Source organism: Pseudomonas sp. S12(2018) (genome assembly GCF_024355235.1).
Classification (GTDB): Bacteria; Pseudomonadota; Gammaproteobacteria; order Pseudomonadales; family Pseudomonadaceae; genus Aquipseudomonas; species Aquipseudomonas palmensis.
In genome coordinates, this window is record NZ_QLAD01000007.1 from 179,131 (window position 1) to 198,975 (window position 19,845).

Consider the following 19,845-nt stretch of genomic DNA (forward strand, 5'->3'; position numbering starts at 1 on the left):
ACATGCCACTCGCGCAACTGATCGCACCCCAGCAACTGGCAGAGCGCCTGGGCGCTCCGAAGCTGGTGATTCTCGATTGTCGCTTTGCCCTGGAAGACGTCGACTATGGCCAGCGCAGCTATGCCGAAGGGCATATCGCCGGCGCGCACTTCGCCGACCTGGAGCGTGACCTGAGCGGGCCGGTGGTCAAGGGTGTGACCGGTCGCCACCCCTTGCCCGACCCGCAGCAACTGATCCAACGGCTGCGCAGCTGGGGCATCGACAACGATAGCGACGTGGTGCTCTACGACGATGGCCCCGGAGCCTTTGCCGCGCGGGCCTGGTGGTTGCTGGCATGGCTGGGCAAGCGCGACGGGGTGGCGATCCTCGATGGCGGGCTCAAGGCCTGGCACGCGGCCGGGTTGCCGCTGAGCCTGGATGCCTGTGACAAGCGTGAAGGCAACTTCAGCGGGCAGCCCGATGCGAGCCTGGTGCTGGACGCCGCCGAGTTGGCCAATGGCCTGGGCACGCCCGACCTGACCCTGCTCGACGCCCGTGCGCTGCCGCGTTTTCGCGGCGAGGTGGAGCCCATCGACCCGGTGGCCGGGCATATCCCCGGTGCGCATTGCGCGGCCTTCACCGACAACCTGGGGCCCGATGGTCGTTTTCTGTCGCCCCAGCAGCTCAAGCAGCGCTTTGCCGCCTTGCTCGGTACGCGCCAGCCGCAGGCGCTGGTGGCCTATTGCGGCTCGGGGGTGACGGCCTGCCATAACCTGTTCGCCCTGGCCTTGGCCGGTTATCCGCTGGCGCGGCTGTACGCCGGTTCGTGGAGCGAGTGGATCACCGACCCGCAGCGTCCGGTGGCCAAGGGCGACTGATCAGGCCCCGCTGGCCAGCCACTGTGGAATGCGCCGCTCCAGGTAGTAGCCGGGCTGGCGCAGGCTGCCGTCGACAAAGCCCACGTGACCGCCATGACGGTGCAGCTCCAGGGTGGTCTGGCTGGCCAGTTCGGCGGCCCCTGGCAGGCTGTGGCTGAACACGAACGGATCGTCCTGGGCATGGATGATCAGCGTGGGCGTGCGGTTTTCACCCAGATAGTAGCGGCTCGACGAGCGCTGGTAGTAGTCGTGGGCGTCGCTGAAGCCGTTCAGCGGCGCGGTCACGCGGCCGTCGAAATCCCAGAAGGTGCGCAGGTTTTCCAGCGGGCCGAGGCGGTCCAGGGTTGCCAGGCCCTCATGGTGGCCGTGGTGCTGGAAGTGGCGCTGCTTGTCCTTCACGTAGCCCAGCATGGCGCGCATGAAGTGCGCCTGGTACACCCGTGAAAACCCCAGGCCGATGCGGTCGGCGCACTGGTCCAGGCGAAACGGCACCGACACCGCCACGGCCGCCTGCAGCTGGCTGGCCGTACCCGCTTCCCCCAGGTGCTTGAGCAGCACGTTGCCACCCAGCGAATAACCCACCGCGTACAGCGGTGCCTGCGGGCGCTGGGTGCGCAGGTGGGCGATGACTTCGGCCAGGTCTTCGCTGGCGCCGGAGTGGTAGCTGCGCGGCAACAGGTTCGGCTCGCCCGAGCATCCGCGCCAGTTGACCGCCACGCTGGCCCAGCCCTGCGCCGCCAGGGCGCGCTGCAGGCCGATGACGTAATGGGAGGTCGACGAGCCGGTCAGGCCGTGCAGTACCACCACCAGTGGCGTGGTGGTGGCAAGCGGGCCGTGCCAGTCCAGGTCGAGGAAATCGCCGTCGGCCAGCCACAGGCGCTCGCGCCGATGCGCCAGCGGTGGCGACTTGCGCCAGAGCGGGCCCCAGAGCGTCTGCACATGGGGGTTGCGCAGGCCGGTGGCTGGCTTGAACGGGGGTGGGGTGGCGCTGGACATCGTCGAGGTCTCTTGAGCGGGCGGCAGACCCTGTGATCAGTGTATGTGCGCAAGCGCAGGTCTGCTGCCGCCAAAGCATATTCAGCAGGTGTCACTTCGGGCAAGGGCTGTCGGTTGGCGAGGCTGAGGTCGTGGAAGGGTGTGCTGGGCGAGTGCCGGGCTGCTGAGGGTCAGCAGCCCGGCGGTGGTGCAGGCGGCACGCACAAGCCGGTTGGTGATCGGTGTCGTGCCTGGGGAGCGCCGGAGCACGATCAGGCAAAGCACCTCAGGCGGCCGCAGTTTGCTGGAGGCGGGGCGACGTTCAGCCGCGCTCCCACAAGGCATAGTGCACCTGACCGGCCTTCTTTTCCCGGTGCAGGCGCCAGTTGCCCGGCAGTTGCAGGGTCGACGGCGCGGTTTCGCTTTCGGTGTAGATCCACGCGTGCTCGGCCAGCCAGTGGCGCTCTTCGAGCAGTGCACAGGTGGCCGGCAGCAGGTCCTGGTGGAAGGGCGGGTCGAGGAACACCACGTCGAACGGGGCCTTGGGCTCGCCTTGCAGGTAGCGCACCACGTCGGTCTGGATCACCTGCCCGGTGGGGCAGCGCAGCAGCTCCAGGTTGTCCTTGAGGTTCTCGATGGCGGCGCGGTTGCTGTCCAGCGCCACGGCCGAGGCCGCGCCGCGCGACAGCGCTTCGAGAAACAGCGCGCCGCTGCCGGCAAAGGCATCCAGCACGCGGGCGCCCTCGATGTGCGCGGTCAGCCAGTTGAACAGGGTTTCGCGCACCCGGTCGGGGGTAGGGCGCAGGCCCGGTGCGTCAGGAAAGCTCAGGCGGCGGCTGCGCCACTCGCCGGCGATGATGCGCAACTGGCCCTGGCCGCCGTGGGCGGCGGCCTTGGATTTGGCGGATGGACTGGCCATTAATGCTCCGGTACGCCAAGCGGCTGCTCGGCGGGTTTGTCAGTGGGCGGTGGCAGCGGCTGTTGCGCCACCTTCGGCCCGGCGGTCACGATGACCATCTTGTCGGCGGCCAGGTGCTTGTTGAGGGCAGCACGCACCTGCTCGACGGTGAGACTCTGGGACTTCTGCATGAAGTCCTCGAGGAAATTCAGCGGCAGGTCATAGAAGCCGATGGCCCCCAGTTGGCCGACGATGCTCGCATTGCTGGCGGTGGACAGCGGGAAGCTGCCGGCCAGTTCGCGCTTGGCATCGTCCAGCTCCTGCTGGGTGGGGCCGGTCTTGAGGTAGTCGCGCAGGATGTCCTGTACCAGCTTGAGCGTGCCTTCGCTGAGTTCGGCACGGGTCTGCAGGTTGATCATGAACGGGCCACGCACCTGCATCGGGCTGAATACCGAGTACACGCCGTAGGTCAGGCCGCGCTTTTCGCGCACTTCGCTCATCAGGCGGGTGCCGAAGGCGCCGCCGCCGAGGATCGAGTTGCCCAACGACAGGGCCGCGTAGTCCGGGTCGGCGCGGTCGATGCCCAACTGGGCCAGCATCAGGTGGGTCTGCTTGGACGGGAAGTCGATGTGGTTGACGCCCGGCTTGGGTTCGCTCGGTTGTGCCAGCTTGGGCAGCGCCGGGCCCTTGGGCAGCGCGGCGGAGACCTGCGCGGCAATCGCCTCGGCTTCCGTGCGGCTGAGGTCGCCGACCAGTGCGATCACCACGTTGCCGGCGGCATAGGCCTTGGCATGGAAAGCGCGCAGCTGGTCCAGGGTGATCGGCGGGATGCTCCTGGCGTCGCCATCGCTGGGGTGCCCGTAGGGATGCTTGCCGTAGAGCTTCTCGAACAGCTCGATGCTTGCCAGCTTGCCGGGGTTCTGCTTCTGGTACTCGAAGCCTGCGAGCATCTGGTTCTTGATGCGCTTGAGCGCGTCTTCAGGGAAAGTCGGCTTGCCCACCACTTCGGCGAACAGCTTCAGGGCCGGCTCGCGCTTGTCCTTGGCGCTCAGGCTGCGCAGCGAGGCCACCGCCATGTCGCGGTAGGCACCGTTGCCGAAATCCGCGCCCAGGCCTTCGAAGCCGGCGGCGATGGCGCCGACGTCCTTGCCCGCCACGCCTTCGTTGAGCATGGCGTTGGTCAGGGTGGCCAGGCCCGGCAGGTTACCGTCCTGGCTGCTGCCGGCGGCGAAGGTCAGGCGCAGGTCGAACATCGGCAGTTCGTGGGCTTCGACGAACAGCACCTTGGCGCCTTCGGCTGTGTTCCAGGTCTTGATGTCGAGGTTGCGTCGGCTCGGTGCCTTGCCGTCCAGCTCGGCCAGCGATTGCAGGTTGGCGCCGGGCTTGGCGGCCGCGGTGTCGGCATGGGCGGGGCCGGCCAGGCACACGGCGCTCAGCAGCAACGCGCCGAATACGCCGCGGCCCTTCGGGGTGTGGCGTGGGGTGGTGTGCTCAGTCATGCGCCTGCTCCTCGGGCAATACATGCGCAACGCTCAGGCGTTCGCGGGTGAAATAGGTGCGGGCGGCACTCTGGATGTCGGCCGGGGTCACGCTCTTGAGCTCGTCGAGCTCCTTGTCGATGAGCTTCCACGACAGCCCGACGGTCTCCAGTTGGCCGATGGTGGTGGCCTGGCTGCTGATCGAGTCGCGGTCGTAGACCAGCCCGGCAATCACCTGGGCGCGCACGCGCTCCAGCTCTTCAGCGGTTGGCGGGGTGGTTTTCAGCTCGTCGAGCAGCTTCCAGACGCCGCTTTCGACCTCGGCCAGGGTCTTTTTCTTCTGCGTATTGGGCACCGCGGAGAGCACGAACAGGCTGTCGCCACGGGTGAACGGGTTGTAGCTGGCCGACGCGCCGGCCACCAGTTCCTGACCGCGTTCCAGGCGGGTGGCCATGCGCGCGCTGTAGCCGCCGTCGAGCAGGGCCGCGATCAGGCGCAGGGCGTGCACGCTGCGCGGGTCCTTGGCGGTGGCCAGGCCCGGCACGTTGAAGCCGTAGATCAGGCTCGGCAGTTGGGTGCGCACATGCACGGTGAGCTGGCGCAGGCCCGGCTCGGCCAGTTCCAGCGGCAGTTTGGCAGGGGGTGTGGCGCGCTTGGGGATGGCACCGAAGTAACGCTGGGCCAGGCCCTTGACCTCGTCGGCGGTGACGTCGCCGACCACCACCAGGGTGGCGTTGTTGGGCACGTACCAGGCTTCGTACCAGTGGCGCAGCTCTTCGACCTTCATGCGTTCGAGGTCGGCCATCCAGCCGATGGTCGGGGTGTGGTAGCCGCTGGCCGGGTGGGCCATGGCGCTGAACAGCTCCATGGCCTTGGAGTTGGGCTGATCGTCGACGCGCAGGCGACGCTCTTCCTTGATGACCTCGATTTCGCGGCTGAACTCTTCGGGCGGCAGGCGCAGGCTGCCCATGCGATCGGCTTCCAGTTCCAGGGCCACGCCCAGGCGGTCGCGGGCCAGCACCTGGTAGTAGGCGGTGTAGTCGTCGCTGGTGAAGGCGTTCTCTTCGGCGCCCAGGTCACGCAGGATGCGTGAGGCTTCGCCAGGCCCCAGCTTGTTGCTGCCCTTGAACATCATGTGTTCCAGGGCATGGGACAAGCCGGTCTGACCCGGGGTCTCGTAGCTGGAGCCGACCTTGTACCAGACCTGCGATACCACCACCGGGGCGCGATGGTCTTCACGCACGATGACCTTGAGGCCGTTGTCGAGGGTGAATTCATGGGTGGGCTGGACGTCGGCGGCAACCGCCACCAGGGGCATGACAATTGTGCTGAGCAGCAGGCCGGCGGCGCGGCGGGCTAGAGCATTCATTGATGATTCAACCTGTAGGGCTGCCCGCATGGCCTTAGCGTCGGCGGGCTAGGAGGTGCTAGGATACTGATCCGGTTGCCTGACGACCATGCCTGTCGAGATCAAGCGTTGCAGGCGTCCCGACAAAATGTTGCGCATGAACCAGTCGGCTTGACCATAGTCTGTTCTGCGTTAGAAGAATTTTGAGGCGCCACACTGGCGCATCGCTACCCTGAGATAGCCGTCTTCCATGTTTGGTTCCAACGACGACAAAAAGACCCCGGCCGCGGCCGGTGAAAAGAAAGGCCTGTTCGGCTGGCTGCGCAAAAAGCCCCAGCAACTTGTTGTCGAACAGCCCGAAACCCCAGTGCCAGAGGCGCTGGAGCCTATCGCCCCGACTTTGCCTGAGCCGGTAGCCGTCGAGCCCGCCCCGGTCGCGAGCGCGCCCGTCGCCGTCGAGGATCACCCCAGCAGCCTGGTGCTGCCGGTGCCCGAAGAGCCGGTGGCGCTGGTGGCCGACCTCGAGCCCCACGTCCCCCCGCCGATTCCCGAGCGCCCAGCCCCCGAGCCTGCCCCGCAGTACGCTGCGCCCGAGCCTGTTGAAGCGCCTGCGCCGCAGTACGCCGCGCCCGAGCCGGTGATCGAGCCTGCCCCGCAGTACAGCGCACCCGAGCCGGTGGTCGAGCCTGCCCCGCAGTACAACGCACCCGAGCCGGTGGTCGAGCCGCCTGCAGTGGTGCCGCCCGCACCTGTTGCGGCCACCGAGGTCGCCCTGCCTGTTCCCGAGGCCGCCCCGTCGGCGCCTGAAACCACCACCAAGGCCGGCTTCTTCGCCCGCCTCAAGCAGGGCCTGTCCAAGACCAGCGCCAGTATCGGCGAGGGCATGGCCAGCCTGTTCCTGGGCAAGAAGGTCATCGACGACGACCTGCTCGAAGAGATCGAGACCCGCCTGCTGACCGCCGACGTCGGCGTCGAGGCTACCTCGGTGATCGTGCAGAGCCTGACCCAGAAGGTCGCACGCAAGCAGCTGGCCGATGCCGATGCCCTGTACAAGTCGCTGCAGGGCGAGCTGACCGACCTGCTCAAGCCGGTCGAACAGCCGCTGAAGGTGCATGCCGCGAACAAGCCGTTCGTGATCCTGGTGGTCGGCGTCAACGGCGCCGGCAAGACCACCACCATCGGCAAGCTGGCGAAAAAGCTCCAGCTCGAAGGCAAGAAGGTCATGCTGGCCGCCGGCGACACCTTCCGTGCTGCCGCGGTGGAGCAGCTGCAGGTATGGGGCGAGCGCAACCAGATCCCGGTGATCGCCCAGCACACCGGCGCCGACTCCGCTTCGGTGATCTTCGACGCGGTGCAGGCGGCCAAGGCGCGCAACATCGACGTGCTGATCGCCGACACCGCCGGTCGCCTGCACACCAAAGACAACCTGATGGAAGAGCTGAAGAAGGTTCGCCGCGTGATCGGCAAGCTGGACGCCGACGCGCCGCACGAGGTGCTGCTGGTGCTGGACGCCGGCACCGGGCAGAACGCCATCAACCAGGCCAAGCACTTCAACCAGAGCGTGGAGCTCACCGGCCTGGCGCTGACCAAGCTCGACGGCACCGCCAAGGGCGGGGTGATCTTCGCCCTGGCCAAGCAGTTCGGCCTGCCGATCCGCTACATTGGTGTGGGCGAAGGCATCGATGACCTGCGCACCTTCGAAGCCGAGCCCTTCGTACAAGCCTTGTTTGCCGAGCGGGAGCCTTCATGATCCGATTCGAACAGGTCGCCAAGCGTTACCCTAACGGTCACGTTGGCCTGCATGAATTGAGTTTTCGGGTGCGTCGGGGCGAGTTCCTGTTCGTCACCGGCCATTCCGGCGCGGGCAAGAGCACCTTGCTGCGCCTGCTGCTGGCCATGGAGCGTCCGACCAGCGGCAAGCTGCTGCTGGCCGGCCAGGACCTTGGTCAGATCAGCAACGCGCAGATCCCGTTCCTGCGTCGCCAGATCGGCGTGGTGTTCCAGAACCACCAGTTGCTGTTCGACCGTACCGTGTTCAACAACGTCGCCCTGCCGCTGCAGATCCTGGGCCTGTCCAAGGTCGAGGTGGCCAAGCGTGTGGACGCGGCGTTGGAGCGTGTGGCCCTGTCGGACAAGGCCCAGCTGTTCCCCGGCGACCTGTCCACCGGCCAGCAGCAACGGGTGGGCATTGCGCGTGCCATCGTGCACCGTCCGGCCTTGTTGCTGGCGGATGAACCCACCGGCAACCTCGACCCGCGCCTGGCGGCCGAGATCATGGGTGTTTTCGAAGATATCAACCGCCTGGGCACCAGCGTGCTGATCGCCAGCCACGACCTGGCGCTGATCGCGCGCATGCGCCATCGCATGCTGACCCTGCAGCGCGGCCGCTTGATCGGCGATGGGGAGGCCGGGCAATGAGTGCAACACGTAGTCCCAAGGTGTCCGAGCGGGTGGCCCCTGCGGCAGCCGAGCCAAGCCCTCAGAAACAGAAAAAGCGCCGTGATGATGACGATGACGGCCCGGATTTCAGCACGCTGCTGCACGCCTGGCTGGAAAGCCATCGCTCCAGCCTGCTCGACAGCCTGCGTCGCCTGGGCAAGCAGCCGATCGGCAGCTTCTTCACCTGCCTGGTGATGGCCGTGGCCCTGAGCCTGCCGATGGGGTTGTCGCTGCTGCTGAGCAATGTCGAGCGCCTGGGCGGCTCGTGGCAGCGTGCAGCGCAGATTTCGCTGTACCTCAAACTTGACGCCAGCGTGAGCGAAGGCGAAGCCCTGCGTACCCAGATCAAGGGCATGCCGGGGGTGGCCGATGCCGAGTATGTCAGCCGTGAACAGGCCCTCGACGAGTTCCAGCAGCAGTCCGGGCTGGGCGAGGCCTTGCGCGAGCTGCCGGAGAACCCCTTGCCTGGCGTGGTCGTGGTGACCCCGGCCGAAGTCGACAAGCCAGCGCTGGAGGCCCTGCGCCAACGCCTGGCCGAACTGCCCAAGGTGGAGCTGGCCCAGCTCGACCTGGTATGGGTGGAGCGGCTGGCGGCGATCCTCAAGCTGGGTGATCGCTTTGTCTTCGGCCTGACCGTGCTGCTGGTGTCGGCGCTGCTGCTGGTCATCGGCAACACCATTCGCCTGCATATCGAGAACCGCCGTACCGAAATCGAGGTCATCAAGCTGGTGGGCGGTACCGATGCCTACGTGCGCCGGCCGTTCCTGTACATGGGCGCGCTGTATGGCCTGGGGGCAGGCGTACTGTCCTGGGGGGTACTGGCGTTCGGCCTCAACTGGCTGGATGACGCGGTCGTCGGGCTGTCGGGTCTGTACGGCAGCGATTTCTCGCTGGCCGGGGTGCCGCCTGCCGATGGTCTGTCGCTCTTGCTTGGGGCGGTGCTGTTAGGGTATATCGGTGCTTGGATTGCGGTCGCTCGGCATCTGCGTGAGCTTGCACCGCGATAGTGTCTTCCAGCCGTCATTGACTATCGTGTATTTCGGGAACTTGTTTCGCGGTTCCCGGTCAATGGTGGCAGTGCCTGATGGCACAATTCAGTGAGTCGGAGGTTTTTTCGTATGACCACTTCGTTGCAACCTGCCTATGCCTTGGTCCCGGGTGCGAACCTGGAGGCCTATGTGCACACGGTCAACAGCATTCCATTGCTGACGCCCGAGCAGGAGCGTGAACTGGCCGAGAGTCTCTACTATGAGCAGGATCTGGGGGCGGCTCGGCAGATGGTGCTCGCCCACCTGCGTTTTGTCGTACATATCGCGCGTAGCTATTCGGGCTACGGGCTGGCCCAGGCCGACCTGATTCAGGAAGGCAACGTTGGCCTGATGAAAGCGGTCAAGCGTTTCAACCCCGAGATGGGTGTGCGCCTGGTGTCCTTTGCCGTGCACTGGATCAAGGCCGAAATTCACGAATTCATCCTGCGCAACTGGCGCATTGTCAAGGTCGCGACCACCAAGGCGCAGCGCAAGCTGTTCTTCAACCTGCGCAGCCAGAAGAAGCGCCTGGCCTGGCTGAACAACGATGAAGTGCATCGTGTGGCCGAAAGCCTGGGTGTGGAGCCGCGTGAAGTGCGCGAGATGGAAAGCCGCCTGACCGGTCAGGACATGGCCTTCGACCCGGCCAGCGAGGCGGACGACGACAGCGCGTTCCAGTCGCCGGCCAACTACCTCGAAGACCACCGTTACGACCCGGCGCGTCAGCTGGAGGATGCGGACTGGAGCGACAGCTCCTCGAACAACCTGCACGAGGCGCTGCAAGGCCTGGACGACCGTAGCCGCGACATCCTGTACCAGCGCTGGCTGGCCGAAGAGAAGGCCACGCTGCATGACCTGGCGGCCAAGTACAGCGTGTCGGCCGAGCGTATCCGGCAGTTGGAGAAGAATGCGATGAACAAGGTGAAAGCCCTGATCGCTGCCTGATCTGCGGGACCCTGAGGGCCCCTTCACCGGCAAGGCCGGCTCCTACAACAATTCCTGTAGGAGCCGGCCTTGCCGGCGAAGGGGCCCTCTTTGTTTCAGTTGGCCCAGGGCGCCTTGCGCGGCTCATCCAGTTGCACCAGGTAGCCGCTGCCGCCCAGCTGGCTCATCTGCTGACGAATCCACGCCGCCCGTCGCGCCACATAGCTGCTGGGCCGGCTTGCGCTCCAGTTGCGCGGGCTGGGCAGCACCGCCGCCAGCAGGCTGGCCTGCTGGCGCGTCAGCTTGCTCGCATCGGTACCGAAGTGATGGCGCGCCGCGGCCTGGGCGCCGAACACGCCGTCATCCCACTCGGCGCTGTTGAGGTACACCTCCAGAATGCGCTCCTTGGACCACAGCAGCTCGATCAGTGCGGTAAACCATGCCTCCAGCCCTTTGCGCAGCCAACTGCGGCCGGCCCACAGGAACTGGTTCTTGGCCACCTGCTGACTCAGCGTGCTGGCGCCGCGAAGCGTGCCGCCACGCTCGTTGTGTGCCAGTGCGGCCTGGATGGCATTGAAGTCGAAACCCCAGTGCCCGGCGAACTTCTGGTCCTCGCCGGCAATCACCGCCACCTTCAGTTCATCGGAAATCTCGCCCCATGGGCGCCAGTCGCGTTGCAGGTCGATGGGCTGGCCGTCGACCCACGATTCCACCTTGCGCTCGACCATCAGCATGGTGCCCGGCGGCGGTACCCAGCGAAACAGCAGCACCAGCAACACGCTGGCAACGGCGAACCAGAGCAGGGCGCGGGTGAGGCGGCGGATCAGGGATGAAAGCATAGAGATGGCTTGGCCGAACCGAATGAGCGGGCCATTATACAGACCCTGTGCCCCCAAGGAGTCTTGCGCATGCTTCGCAGCTTTCTGTTGCTCGCCGCCTTTTTCGGCTTTACCGGCGTGGCCCTCGGTGCCTTCGCCGCCCATGGCCTCAAGGGCCGCCTGAGCCAGGAGTACCTGGCGATCTTCCATACCGGCGTCACCTACCAGCTGGTGCACGCCCTGGCCCTGCTGGGCGTGGCAGTGCTCTGGGCGCACCTGCCTGGGCGACTCACGGCCTGGGCCGGTGGTCTGTTCTGCCTGGGCATCGTGCTGTTTTCCGGTAGCCTGTACCTGTTGACCCTGAGTGGCATCGGCAAGCTCGGCATCATCACCCCTTTTGGCGGCCTGGCCTTCCTCGGCGGCTGGCTGTGCCTGGGCCTGGCGGCCTGGCGCCTGGGTTGACCCGCGGGTCCGGATCGAGACGAATGGCGCCGCTTGGCCTTGGGTTCAGCCCCGGATAGGGGCTAGAATGCGGGCCCCTAAAAACAATGGCGGCCGTGCGCATGCGCATTCAACTGAACGGTGAACCTTTCGAATTGCCCGACGGCGAAAGCGTCGCGGCCCTGCTGACCCGGCTCGACCTCGCAGGTCGCCGGGTGGCGGTGGAGCTGAACCTGGACATCGTGCCGCGCAGCCAGCACGACGCCACCGCCCTGCGCGAAGGCGACCAGGTCGAGGTGGTTCACGCCATCGGCGGCGGCTAGGCCCACGCGCTTCACCTGCAAGTCCCTCAACCTTCAAGAGGATTACCGATGAGCAATGTTCGTAGCGACAAGCCCTTCACGCTGGCCGGTCGTACCTTCCAGTCGCGCCTGCTGGTCGGTACCGGCAAGTACCGCGACATGGAAGAAACCCGCCTGGCCATCGAGGCCTCGGGTGCCGAGATCGTCACCGTCGCCGTGCGCCGTACCAACCTGGGCCAGAACCCGGGCGAGCCGAACCTGCTCGACGTGCTGCCACCGGACCGCTACACCATCTTGCCGAACACCGCCGGCTGCTACGACGCGGTCGAGGCCGTGCGCACCTGCCGCCTGGCCCGCGAACTGCTCGACGGGCACAACCTGGTCAAGCTCGAAGTGCTGGCCGACCAGAAGACGCTGTTCCCCAACGTGATCGAAACCATCAAGGCCGCCGAAGTGCTGGTCAAGGACGGTTTCGACGTGATGGTCTACACCAGCGACGACCCGATCATCGCGCGTCAGCTGGCCGAAATCGGCTGCATCGCGGTCATGCCGCTGGCAGGCCTGATCGGTACGGGCCTGGGCATCTGCAACCCGTACAACCTGCGCATCATTCTCGAGGAATCGAAAGTGCCGGTGCTGGTCGATGCCGGTGTGGGTACCGCGTCGGACGCCACCATTGCCATGGAAATGGGCTGCGAGGCAGTGCTGATGAATTCCGCCATCGCCCATGCCGAACAACCGGTGATGATGGCCGAAGCCATGAAGCACGCCATCGTGGCAGGCCGCCTGGCCTACCTGGCCGGCCGCATGCCGAAAAAACTCTATGCCAGCGCCTCGTCGCCGCTGGATGGTCTGATCAAGTAAGAGCCCCTGATGACTGAATCGCAAGAATCGCCGATCACCGCCGAAGGCGAAGAACGCCAACACCGCCGCATCAAGAGTTTCGTGATGCGTGCCGGGCGCATGACCGAAGGCCAGCAGCGCGGCCTGGACCAGGGTGCGCCGCTGTTCGTGCTGCCACTGGCCGACAGCCCGGTGGATTACGACCAGGTGTTCGGCCGTTCGGCGCCGCGCACCCTGGAGATCGGCTTCGGCATGGGCCATTCCCTGCTGGAGATGGCCGCCGCCGCGCCCGAACAGGACTTCATCGGTGTCGAAGTGCACCGCCCGGGCGTGGGCGCGCTGCTCAATGGCGTGCTGACCCAGGGCCTGCAGAACCTGCGGGTGTATGACTGCGATGCCATCGAAGTGCTGAACAAGTGCGTGGCCGACAACAGCCTGGACCGCCTGATGCTGTTCTTCCCGGACCCGTGGCACAAGAGCCGTCACCACAAGCGTCGCATCGTGCAGCCGGAATTTGCCGAGCTGGTGCGCAGCAAGCTGAAGGTGGGCGGCGTGTTCCACATGGCGACCGACTGGGAACCGTACGCCGAGTACATGCTGGAAGTGATGAATGTCGCGCCGGGGTACAGGAACCTGGCCGAAGACGGCAAGTGCGTACCTCGCCCTGCCGAGCGTCCGATCACCAAGTTCGAACGCCGTGGCGAGCGCCTGGGGCATGGGGTGTGGGATCTGAAGTTCGAGAAGCTGGCTTAAGACCGCATCACGGCCATTCGCCGGCAAGGCCGGCTCCTACAGATTCAGCGAGATCTTGTAGGAGCCAGCCTTGCTGGCGAAGCTTCTAGCGGCGGTCTGCGACCACGCCAAGCAACACCAGCACCACCAGCAGCACCGGCGCCAGTGCATAGTTGTTGAACTGGCTCAGCCCGCGTACCACCCACGGCGTGGCATAGATCAACGCCGCACCACTGCCGATCAGCACCAGCAGGGCCATGAACGGCACGCGCAGCGCACCTGCCAGCCCGCCCAGGCGCTGTTCGACCCAGCCCTTGATGTCGGTGCCGAACAACACCAGCAAACAGCCTACAAGCGCCAGAGAGATCTCCGACAGGTTACTGCGGCTCCAGCGGGAGACGGTCGAGAGCAGGTCGAGTACCAGGTCCATTCGCTATCCTTAGGTCAAGAAATACTGCAGCAGGTCGTTGAGAAACAGCTGGCCCCGCGGTGTCGCCACCAGCCGCGTCGGTTCGACCTGCAAAAGGCCCTTTTGTTCGGCCTCACGGCGCGCCGCCGCCAGTTGTTCCAACGGCAGGCCGGTACGCTGCGCGAACAGCGCGGCCTCCACGCCCTCGGTCAGGCGCAGGGCGTTCATCAGGAACTCGAACGGCAGTTCGTCCACCGCCAGCAGCTTGTCGCCCGCCTTGAACGCCTTGGCCGGGTTCAGGTAGTCCTTGGGCAGCCGGGTTTTCCAGGTGCGCACGATGCGCCCGTCCGGGTGGCTGAGCTTGCCGTGGGCACCGGCGCCGATGCCGATGAAGTCGCCAAAGCTCCAGTAGTTGAGGTTGTGCCGCGCCGGGCGCCCGGGCTGGGCGTAGGCCGACACTTCGTACTGGCGGTAGCCGTGCTCGGCCATCAGCGCCTGCCCGGCCTCCTGGATATCCCACAGGATGTCGTCCTCGGGCAGCAGCGGCGGCTGGTTCCAGAACACCGTGTTCGGCTCCAGGGTCAACTGGTACCACGACAGGTGGGTAGGGTTGAGCGCGATGGCCTGGCGCAGGTCGCCCAGCGCATCGTCCAGCGACTGGTCGGGCAGGCCGTGCATCAGGTCCAGGTTGAAGTTGTCGAACCCCGCCGCACGCGCCATGCCGGCCGCACGAACCGCCTCGTCACCGTTGTGGATGCGCCCCAGCGCCTGGAGCTTGGCCTGCTGGAAGCTCTGCACGCCGATCGACAGGCGATTGATGCCCAGTTGCCGGTAGGCCTTGAACTTCTCCTGCTCGAAGGTCCCGGGGTTGGCCTCCAGGGTGATCTCGATGTCGGCGGCGAACGGGATGCGTTGCTCCACGCCCGCCAGCAGGCGGCCCAGCGCACGGGCACTGAACAGGCTCGGGGTACCGCCGCCAAAGAAGATCGAGCTGATCGGTCGCCCGTACACCGCGCCCAGCTCCTGGTCGAGGTCGGCGAGCAGGGCGTCGACGTAGGCCTCTTCCGGCAGCTGCGGGGTGGCGGCATGGGAGTTGAAGTCGCAGTACGGGCATTTGCGCACGCACCACGGGATATGGATGTACAGCGACAGCGGCGGCCGCTGCGCGAGTGCCGCCCGTGGTGCGTTGGAGCTGAAGCCAGCCTCGCCCAGATGCAGTGGCTGTGCCGGCGTGCGGTCGGTCATTGCAGGCCCAGGCGCTGACGCAGCAGGCTCATGGCGCGGGCGCGGTGGCTGATCTGGTTCTTGTCGGCGGGGCTCAGCTCGGCGCTGGAGCAGTCGCGCTCCGGTACCCAGAACAGCGGGTCGTAGCCAAAGCCGTGGGCACCGCTGGCCTGGTGCAGGATGCGCCCATGCCACAGGCCCTCGCACAGGATCGGCAGCGGGTCGTCGGCATGGCGTACCAGCGCCAGCACGCATACGAACTGCGCGCCGCGCTCGGCGTCCGGCACGTCCTTGAGTACCTCGAGCAACTTGGCGTTGTTTGCCGCGTCGCCCTGGCCATCGGCGTAGCGCGCCGAGTAGATGCCCGGCGCACCACCGAGAAAGTCCACCGCCAGGCCCGAGTCGTCGGCCAGGGCCGGCAGCCCGGAGATACGTGCGGCATTGCGCGCCTTGAGGATGGCGTTCTCGACGAACGACAGGCCGGTTTCCTCCGGCTCGACGCTGCTGAATTCGCCAATCGAACGCAGTTGCACGGTGTCACCGAGCATGGCCTGCAGTTCCTTGAGTTTGCCGGCGTTGTGGCTGGCCAATACGAGTTGCTGGATGTTCATCATTCGCCTGGGAAGAGCTCTTGGTTGAAACTGATGGTCTCGGTCTTGCCACCAATTGCAACATTGATCGTGAAGGTGCGGGTTTCCTGCTGCTCCACCGGGAACTGGGCGATGTAGTAGATCGCGCCCTGTTCGGTGATCTGCTTGAAGCTGAGCGGCACCGTGCGGCTGCTCAGGTCCTTGACGCTGCCGCTGACCTGGGTCACCTGCGGCTTGCCGGCCTTGATCACCGACACGTTGATCACGCCCTGGTTCTTGCTGCGCACCAGTTGCGCCGCCTTGGCGATGTCCGGCTGCAGGAAGGTGGAGATGAAGGTGCTGTAGTGCACCGTGGTGTCACCGAAGACTTCCTTGCGCTCGCCCTTGATCGCATCGGCAGCAAGCGCCGTCGTGCTCAGGCAGGCAACCAGTAAAAAGCTCAACAAGCGACCCATGATCTGTCTCCTCCAGTGTGGGTTGTTCAAACCGCGACCTTGTGTTCCTGCAGGCCCGGGCTGCTGACACGGTAAATGCCGATCTCCCCTAGAAGATTAGGCCATAGCTTGCTCGCCCACCCATGCCGGTGCATATGGTCGACCGCCAGGCGGTCGAGCACCTGGGCGCGACGTTCGCTGCACAGCGCCTCGAAATCCTCGAAGGTGCAGAAGTGGATGTTCGGCGTGTTGTACCAGGTATACGGCATGAAGTCCGACACTGGCATGCGACCCTTGGTCGCCAGGTACCAGCGGCAGCGCCAGTGGCCGAAGTTGGGGAAGGTGATGATGCACTGGCGGCCCACGCGCAGCATTTCGTCGAGGATCCGGTCGGGGTACTCCACGGCCTGCAGGGCCTGGGTCATGACCACCACGTCGAAGCTGTTGCTGGCGAAGTTGCCCAGGCCCTTGTCCAGGTCCTGCTCGATGACGTTGACGCCCTTGGCCACGCACTGGGCGATGTTGTCGGGGTCGATTTCCAGGCCGTAGCCAGCCACCTGCTTGGTGTCACGCAGCGAGGCGAGCAGCTCGCCAGTACCGCAACCGAGGTCGAGTACCCGGCTGCCGGCGGGGATCCAGTCTTGGATGATTTCCAGGTCGGCTCTCATGGGGTCCTCAGCAGACGATGCGGTTCATGTAGTTCGTGAATCCCGTGATGTAGCGCGGGGTCGGGATCAGGAAGGCATCGTGGCCATACGGCGAGTCGATATCCAGGTAGCACACGTTCTTGCGCGCGGCGATCAGCGCATCGACGATCTCCCGCGAGCGCGCCGGCGAGAAACGCCAGTCGGTGGTGAACGACATCACGCAGTAGTCGGCGGTGACGTGGGCCAGGGTCGCGGCCAGGTCGCCGCCGTGGCTGGCGGCGGGGTCGAAGTAGTCCAGCGCCTTGGTCATCAGCAGGTAGGTGTTGGCATCGAAACGCCCGGAGAACTCCTCGCCCTGGTAGCGCAGGTAGCTTTCGACCTGGAACTCGACGCTGTGAAAGTCGTAGTTGAGCTTGTCGCTCTTGAGCTCGCGGCCGAATTTCTCGCCCATCGAGTCATCCGACAGGTAGGTGATGTGCCCGACCATGCGCGCCAGCATCAGCCCGCGCTTGGGGATCACGCCTTCGGCCTGGAACGAGCCGCCGTGGAACTCGGGGTCGGTGAGGATGGCCTGGCGCGCCACTTCGTTGAAGGCGATGTTCTGCGCCGACAGCTTGGGTGCCGAGGCGATGTCCAGGCAGTGGCGCACGCGGTCGGGGTAGGTGATGGTCCATTGCAGCGCCTGCATGCCGCCCAGGCTGCCGCCCACCACGGCGGCCCACTGCCCGATGCCCAGGCGATCGGCCAGGCGCGCCTGGCTGTGCACCCAGTCTTCCACGGTGAGTACCGGGAAGTCGGCGCCGTAGGGCTGGCCGGTGGCCGGGTTGACGCTGCTGGGGCCGGTGCTGCCGTTGCAGCCGCCGAGATTGTTCAGGCTGACCACGAAGAAGCGGTTGGTATCGATCGGCTTGCCCGGCCCGATGCAGCTGTCCCACCAGCCCGGCTTGCGGTCGTCGGGGCTGTGGTAGCCGGCGGCATGGTGATGCCCGGACAGGGCATGGCAGATCAGCACGGCATTGCTGGCCGCGCTGTTGAGGGTACCGTAGGTTTCAAAGACCAGCTCGTAGCTGGCCAGCGAGCGACCGCAGGCCAGGGCCAGGGGCTCATCGAATCGCGCCAGTTGCGGTACTACCAGACCGACCGAATCTTCGGGAAAGACAGTGGACATCGACCCTGCTCACGCTTGAATGAGGCGTAAGTCTAAAGACCGCCACCCCCAGCGGCAAGCAACATGGCGCGGCTTGCGGCCGGGGGTGGTGCGGGTCAGATCATGCGGAACAGTTCCTGCGGCATTCCGGCGTAGGCGGCCAGCGGCGGCATCACGAACGACTGGATCACCTGGATCGCCAGGAAGGCGAAGATCGGCGAAATATCCAGGCCTCCGAGGTTGGGCACCAGCTTGCGAAACGGTGCCAGCACCGGCTCGCTGATCTGGTAGGCCAGCTCGGCGGCGGGGTTGTGGCTGCCGGGGGCGATCCACGACACGATCACCATCACGATCATCGCGACCCAGAAGATCTTCAGGAACAGCGAGGTGACGCCGATGACGGCCCACATCAGCAGGTGCGGGATGTCGCCGAAGGTGCCGTAGGTGACCATCAGCACGAACGCCATCAACAGCGCCTGGATCACGATCGACAGGATCAGCGATGAGGTGTCCAGCCCGAACACGCTGGGGATGACGCGCCGGATCGGCTTGAGCAGCGGCTGGGTGGCGCGCACCGCGAACTGGCTGAGCGGGTTGTAGAAGTTGGCCTTGACCAGCTGCAGCACGAAGCGCAGCAGCACGATGACCAGGTACAGGCTGACCAGTGTTTGCACCACGAAGATCGCGGCGCCCGAAAGTGCATTCATGCAGAGCTCCTTAGTTGCCCAGTTGTTCGGCCATTTCGGCCGAGCGGTGCGCCGCGGCGCCCAGTGCTTTTTCTACCAGCGCCTCGAACCCGTTGGCTTGGAACGACTTGATCGCCGCCTCGGTGGTGCCATTGGGGGAGGTGACGCGCCGGCGCAGTTCGCTGGCCTCGACATCGCTGGCCACGGCCATGTGCGCCGCGCCCAGGGCGGTTTGCAGGGTCAGCCGGGAGGCGACGTCGCGGGGCAGGCCGAGTTTTTCGCCGGCTGCGGTCATCGCCTCGATCAGCAGGAAGAAATACGCCGGGCCGCTACCGGAGACCGCGGTCACTGCATCCAGTTGCTGTTCGCTGTCGACCCACAGGGCCACGCCCACTGCCGAGAGCAGTTGCTCGGCTTCGGCGCGTTGTTCGGCCGATACCTGCTCGGTGGCGTACAGACCGCTGACGCCCTGGCGCAGCAGCGCCGGGGTGTTGGGCATGCAGCGTACCAGCGGTTGCTCGCCCAGCCAGTTGCGCAGGCTGGCGCAGGTGATGCCGGCGGCAATCGACACCACCAGCTGGTTGGGCTTGAGGCTTGGCTTGAGCGCCTGGCACACCGCCTTCATGGCTTGCGGCTTGACCGCGATCAGCACCACGTCGGCGCCATCGACGGCCTGGGCGTTGTCTTCGAACAGCTGGATGCCGTGTTCGGCGTGCACCCTGGCGCGCGTCTCGGCACCCGGGTCGCTGGCGCGGATCTGCGCGGCGTCCACACCCTGGGCGCGCAAGCCGCCGATCAGGCTGGCGGCCATGTTGCCGGCGCCGATGAAGGCAATTCGAGTCTTGCTCATGTCAGGTCCTTGGTTGAAGAAGGTGAACGATGCATGGGTCAGGCCTGGCCGTAGTCGCGGGCACCGAACAGGGCGGTGCCGATGCGCACCCAGGTTGCGCCCTGGGCAATCGCTGCTTCCAGGTCGTGGCTCATGCCCATCGACAGGGTGTCCAGGCCCAGGTTCAGGCTGTCCTGCAATTGGCGTACACGGGCGAATGCGGCCGCCTGGGCGGCCGGATCGTCGGTGGGTTCGGGAATCGCCATCAGGCCGCGCAGCTTCAGGTGCGGCAGCGCCGCGATGGCCTGGGCCAGCGCCGGCAGCTCGTCGGGGTTGCAGCCCGATTTGCTGGCCTCGCCGCTGACGTTGACCTGCACGCACACATTCAGTGCGGGCAGCCCGGCAGGGCGTTGTTCGCTGAGGCGTTGTGCGATTTTCAGTCGGTCCACCGAATGTACCCAGTCGAAGTGCTCGGCGATTGCTCGCGTCTTGTTCGATTGAATGGGGCCGATGAAGTGCCAGGTCAAGGGCAGGTCGGTCAATTCGAGCTGCTTGGCCAGGGCTTCCTGCAAGTAGTTTTCGCCCACGTCGCGCACGCCGGCCGCATACACTTCGCGTATCGCGGCAGCCGGCTTGGTCTTGCTCACGGCCAGCAGGCGGACCTGCCCGGGGTCACGCCCGGCGGCCTGTGCAGCGCTGCGGATGCGGTCGGCAAGCGTGGAAAGGTTGTCTGCTATGGTGGACATGGATCAACGCCAGCGGCTGTTCGGGTCTGCGGCATTCTACCTGCTTGGCG

Annotated in this window: 22 protein-coding genes and 1 pseudogene; 9 read left to right on the forward strand and 14 right to left on the reverse strand. The window is 65.9% G+C overall.

Annotated elements, in window-relative coordinates:
- The first annotated feature begins 2 nt into the window (after window positions 1–2).
- A complete protein-coding gene (locus DN388_RS17945; protein ID WP_054915562.1) occupies window positions 3–857 on the forward strand; it encodes a sulfurtransferase in 855 nt (284 codons plus the stop codon).
- Here the strand turns inward: DN388_RS17945 and DN388_RS17950 are convergent, their stop codons facing one another.
- The 4 genes from DN388_RS17950 to DN388_RS17965 all read right to left on the reverse strand — a co-directional run bounded on the left by DN388_RS17950 (window position 858) and on the right by DN388_RS17965 (window position 5,577).
- Window positions 858–1,853: a hydrolase gene (locus DN388_RS17950; protein WP_043859993.1), complete on the reverse strand. Its 996-nt coding sequence runs from the start codon at window positions 1,851–1,853 to the stop codon at window positions 858–860.
- A 301-nt stretch (window positions 1,854–2,154) separates the two neighbouring features.
- Window positions 2,155–2,751: a 16S rRNA (guanine(966)-N(2))-methyltransferase RsmD gene (gene rsmD / locus DN388_RS17955; protein WP_043859992.1), complete on the reverse strand. Its 597-nt coding sequence runs from the start codon at window positions 2,749–2,751 to the stop codon at window positions 2,155–2,157.
- Window positions 2,751–4,157: a pitrilysin family protein gene (locus DN388_RS17960; RefSeq protein WP_309475769.1), complete on the reverse strand. Its 1,407-nt coding sequence runs from the start codon at window positions 4,155–4,157 to the stop codon at window positions 2,751–2,753. Before DN388_RS17960 ends, rsmD begins: the two co-directional genes overlap by 1 nt.
- Before the next feature lie 64 nt (window positions 4,158–4,221).
- Window positions 4,222–5,577 carry a pitrilysin family protein gene (locus DN388_RS17965; RefSeq protein ID WP_043859990.1) on the reverse strand — a complete coding sequence of 452 codons (1,356 nt, stop codon included), beginning with the start codon at window positions 5,575–5,577 and terminating at the stop codon, window positions 4,222–4,224.
- 229 nt (window positions 5,578–5,806) lie between these two features.
- Here DN388_RS17965 and ftsY point away from each other — a divergent pair, with 229 nt between their 5' ends.
- The 4 genes from ftsY (at window position 5,807) to rpoH (ending at window position 9,968) form a co-directional block, all read left to right on the forward strand.
- Complete coding sequence (gene ftsY / locus DN388_RS17970; protein ID WP_255001463.1) at window positions 5,807–7,306, forward strand: signal recognition particle-docking protein FtsY; 1,500 nt, start codon at window positions 5,807–5,809, stop codon at window positions 7,304–7,306.
- Complete coding sequence (gene ftsE / locus DN388_RS17975; protein WP_043860122.1) at window positions 7,303–7,974, forward strand: cell division ATP-binding protein FtsE; 672 nt, start codon at window positions 7,303–7,305, stop codon at window positions 7,972–7,974. The genes ftsY and ftsE overlap by 4 nt, the downstream gene beginning before the upstream one ends.
- Complete coding sequence (gene ftsX, locus DN388_RS17980; protein WP_043860123.1) at window positions 7,971–9,002, forward strand: permease-like cell division protein FtsX; 1,032 nt, start codon at window positions 7,971–7,973, stop codon at window positions 9,000–9,002. The genes ftsE and ftsX overlap by 4 nt, the downstream gene beginning before the upstream one ends.
- 111 nt (window positions 9,003–9,113) lie before the next feature.
- Window positions 9,114–9,968 (forward strand): RNA polymerase sigma factor RpoH, encoded by an 855-nt coding sequence (rpoH, locus tag DN388_RS17985; RefSeq protein WP_043860124.1) that lies wholly within the window; start codon window positions 9,114–9,116, stop codon window positions 9,966–9,968.
- A gap of 95 nt (window positions 9,969–10,063) precedes the next feature.
- Here the strand turns inward: rpoH and mtgA are convergent.
- Window positions 10,064–10,821: pseudogene (gene mtgA, locus DN388_RS17990) on the reverse strand (monofunctional biosynthetic peptidoglycan transglycosylase).
- Between the two features lie 34 nt (window positions 10,822–10,855).
- Between mtgA and DN388_RS17995 the strand changes: the two are divergent.
- From DN388_RS17995 to trmB, 4 genes are all read left to right on the forward strand, one after another.
- Window positions 10,856–11,227, forward strand: coding sequence for a DUF423 domain-containing protein (locus DN388_RS17995; RefSeq protein ID WP_043860126.1), 372 nt, complete (start codon window positions 10,856–10,858; stop codon window positions 11,225–11,227).
- 101 nt (window positions 11,228–11,328) lie between these two features.
- Window positions 11,329–11,529, forward strand: coding sequence for a sulfur carrier protein ThiS (gene thiS, locus DN388_RS18000; RefSeq protein ID WP_043860147.1), 201 nt, complete (start codon window positions 11,329–11,331; stop codon window positions 11,527–11,529).
- A gap of 48 nt (window positions 11,530–11,577) precedes the next feature.
- Complete coding sequence (locus DN388_RS18005; RefSeq protein WP_043860127.1) at window positions 11,578–12,372, forward strand: thiazole synthase; 795 nt, start codon at window positions 11,578–11,580, stop codon at window positions 12,370–12,372.
- Between the two features lie 9 nt (window positions 12,373–12,381).
- The gene (trmB, locus tag DN388_RS18010) at window positions 12,382–13,104 is read left to right on the forward strand and encodes a tRNA (guanosine(46)-N7)-methyltransferase TrmB (protein WP_043860128.1); all 723 of its coding nucleotides are present in this window, start codon (window positions 12,382–12,384) and stop codon (window positions 13,102–13,104) included.
- Window positions 13,105–13,189: 85 nt separating this feature from the next.
- Here the strand turns inward: trmB and DN388_RS18015 are convergent, their stop codons facing one another.
- The 9 genes from DN388_RS18015 to DN388_RS18055 form a co-directional block, all read right to left on the reverse strand.
- Window positions 13,190–13,513 (reverse strand): DUF3392 family protein, encoded by a 324-nt coding sequence (locus DN388_RS18015; RefSeq protein WP_043860129.1) that lies wholly within the window; start codon window positions 13,511–13,513, stop codon window positions 13,190–13,192.
- A gap of 9 nt (window positions 13,514–13,522) precedes the next feature.
- Window positions 13,523–14,737: a radical SAM family heme chaperone HemW gene (hemW, locus tag DN388_RS18020; RefSeq protein WP_255001465.1), complete on the reverse strand. Its 1,215-nt coding sequence runs from the start codon at window positions 14,735–14,737 to the stop codon at window positions 13,523–13,525.
- On the reverse strand, window positions 14,734–15,330 hold the full coding sequence (gene rdgB / locus DN388_RS18025) for an RdgB/HAM1 family non-canonical purine NTP pyrophosphatase (protein ID WP_043860131.1): 597 nt from the start codon (window positions 15,328–15,330) through the stop codon (window positions 14,734–14,736). Before rdgB ends, hemW begins: the two co-directional genes overlap by 4 nt.
- On the reverse strand, window positions 15,327–15,761 hold the full coding sequence (locus DN388_RS18030) for a DUF4426 domain-containing protein (RefSeq protein WP_043860132.1): 435 nt from the start codon (window positions 15,759–15,761) through the stop codon (window positions 15,327–15,329). The genes rdgB and DN388_RS18030 overlap by 4 nt, the downstream gene beginning before the upstream one ends.
- 26 nt (window positions 15,762–15,787) lie before the next feature.
- The gene (metW, locus tag DN388_RS18035; protein WP_043860133.1) at window positions 15,788–16,408 is read right to left on the reverse strand and encodes a methionine biosynthesis protein MetW; all 621 of its coding nucleotides are present in this window, start codon (window positions 16,406–16,408) and stop codon (window positions 15,788–15,790) included.
- Between the two features lie 7 nt (window positions 16,409–16,415).
- On the reverse strand, window positions 16,416–17,555 hold the full coding sequence (locus DN388_RS18040; RefSeq protein ID WP_043860134.1) for a homoserine O-acetyltransferase: 1,140 nt from the start codon (window positions 17,553–17,555) through the stop codon (window positions 16,416–16,418).
- A gap of 95 nt (window positions 17,556–17,650) precedes the next feature.
- The gene (locus DN388_RS18045; protein WP_054915542.1) at window positions 17,651–18,241 is read right to left on the reverse strand and encodes a YggT family protein; all 591 of its coding nucleotides are present in this window, start codon (window positions 18,239–18,241) and stop codon (window positions 17,651–17,653) included.
- Window positions 18,242–18,251: 10 nt separating this feature from the next.
- A complete protein-coding gene (proC, locus tag DN388_RS18050; protein WP_043860136.1) occupies window positions 18,252–19,070 on the reverse strand; it encodes a pyrroline-5-carboxylate reductase in 819 nt (272 codons plus the stop codon).
- A 38-nt stretch (window positions 19,071–19,108) separates the two neighbouring features.
- Window positions 19,109–19,795 carry a YggS family pyridoxal phosphate-dependent enzyme gene (locus DN388_RS18055; protein WP_054915543.1) on the reverse strand — a complete coding sequence of 229 codons (687 nt, stop codon included), beginning with the start codon at window positions 19,793–19,795 and terminating at the stop codon, window positions 19,109–19,111.
- Window positions 19,796–19,845: the final 50 nt, after the last annotated feature.

Coding starts and splice junctions, on each gene's coding strand:
- rdgB (WP_043860131.1), bottom strand. CDS start 15,330: ATGATGAACATCCAGCAACTCGTATTGGCCAGCCACAACGCCGGCAAA.
- ftsY (WP_255001463.1), top strand. CDS start 5,807: ATGTTTGGTTCCAACGACGACAAAAAGACCCCGGCCGCGGCCGGTGAA.
- DN388_RS18055 (WP_054915543.1), bottom strand. CDS start 19,795: ATGTCCACCATAGCAGACAACCTTTCCACGCTTGCCGACCGCATCCGC.
- metW (WP_043860133.1), bottom strand. CDS start 16,408: ATGAGAGCCGACCTGGAAATCATCCAAGACTGGATCCCCGCCGGCAGC.
- thiS (WP_043860147.1), top strand. CDS start 11,329: ATGCGCATTCAACTGAACGGTGAACCTTTCGAATTGCCCGACGGCGAA.
- DN388_RS18040 (WP_043860134.1), bottom strand. CDS start 17,555: ATGTCCACTGTCTTTCCCGAAGATTCGGTCGGTCTGGTAGTACCGCAA.
- DN388_RS18005 (WP_043860127.1), top strand. CDS start 11,578: ATGAGCAATGTTCGTAGCGACAAGCCCTTCACGCTGGCCGGTCGTACC.
- DN388_RS17965 (WP_043859990.1), bottom strand. CDS start 5,577: ATGAATGCTCTAGCCCGCCGCGCCGCCGGCCTGCTGCTCAGCACAATT.
- DN388_RS17995 (WP_043860126.1), top strand. CDS start 10,856: ATGCTTCGCAGCTTTCTGTTGCTCGCCGCCTTTTTCGGCTTTACCGGC.
- DN388_RS18015 (WP_043860129.1), bottom strand. CDS start 13,513: ATGGACCTGGTACTCGACCTGCTCTCGACCGTCTCCCGCTGGAGCCGC.
- DN388_RS17950 (WP_043859993.1), bottom strand. CDS start 1,853: ATGTCCAGCGCCACCCCACCCCCGTTCAAGCCAGCCACCGGCCTGCGC.
- rpoH (WP_043860124.1), top strand. CDS start 9,114: ATGACCACTTCGTTGCAACCTGCCTATGCCTTGGTCCCGGGTGCGAAC.
- DN388_RS18030 (WP_043860132.1), bottom strand. CDS start 15,761: ATGGGTCGCTTGTTGAGCTTTTTACTGGTTGCCTGCCTGAGCACGACG.
- DN388_RS17945 (WP_054915562.1), top strand. CDS start 3: ATGCCACTCGCGCAACTGATCGCACCCCAGCAACTGGCAGAGCGCCTG.
- DN388_RS18045 (WP_054915542.1), bottom strand. CDS start 18,241: ATGAATGCACTTTCGGGCGCCGCGATCTTCGTGGTGCAAACACTGGTC.
- ftsE (WP_043860122.1), top strand. CDS start 7,303: ATGATCCGATTCGAACAGGTCGCCAAGCGTTACCCTAACGGTCACGTT.
- ftsX (WP_043860123.1), top strand. CDS start 7,971: ATGAGTGCAACACGTAGTCCCAAGGTGTCCGAGCGGGTGGCCCCTGCG.
- rsmD (WP_043859992.1), bottom strand. CDS start 2,751: ATGGCCAGTCCATCCGCCAAATCCAAGGCCGCCGCCCACGGCGGCCAG.
- hemW (WP_255001465.1), bottom strand. CDS start 14,737: ATGACCGACCGCACGCCGGCACAGCCACTGCATCTGGGCGAGGCTGGC.
- proC (WP_043860136.1), bottom strand. CDS start 19,070: ATGAGCAAGACTCGAATTGCCTTCATCGGCGCCGGCAACATGGCCGCC.
- trmB (WP_043860128.1), top strand. CDS start 12,382: ATGACTGAATCGCAAGAATCGCCGATCACCGCCGAAGGCGAAGAACGC.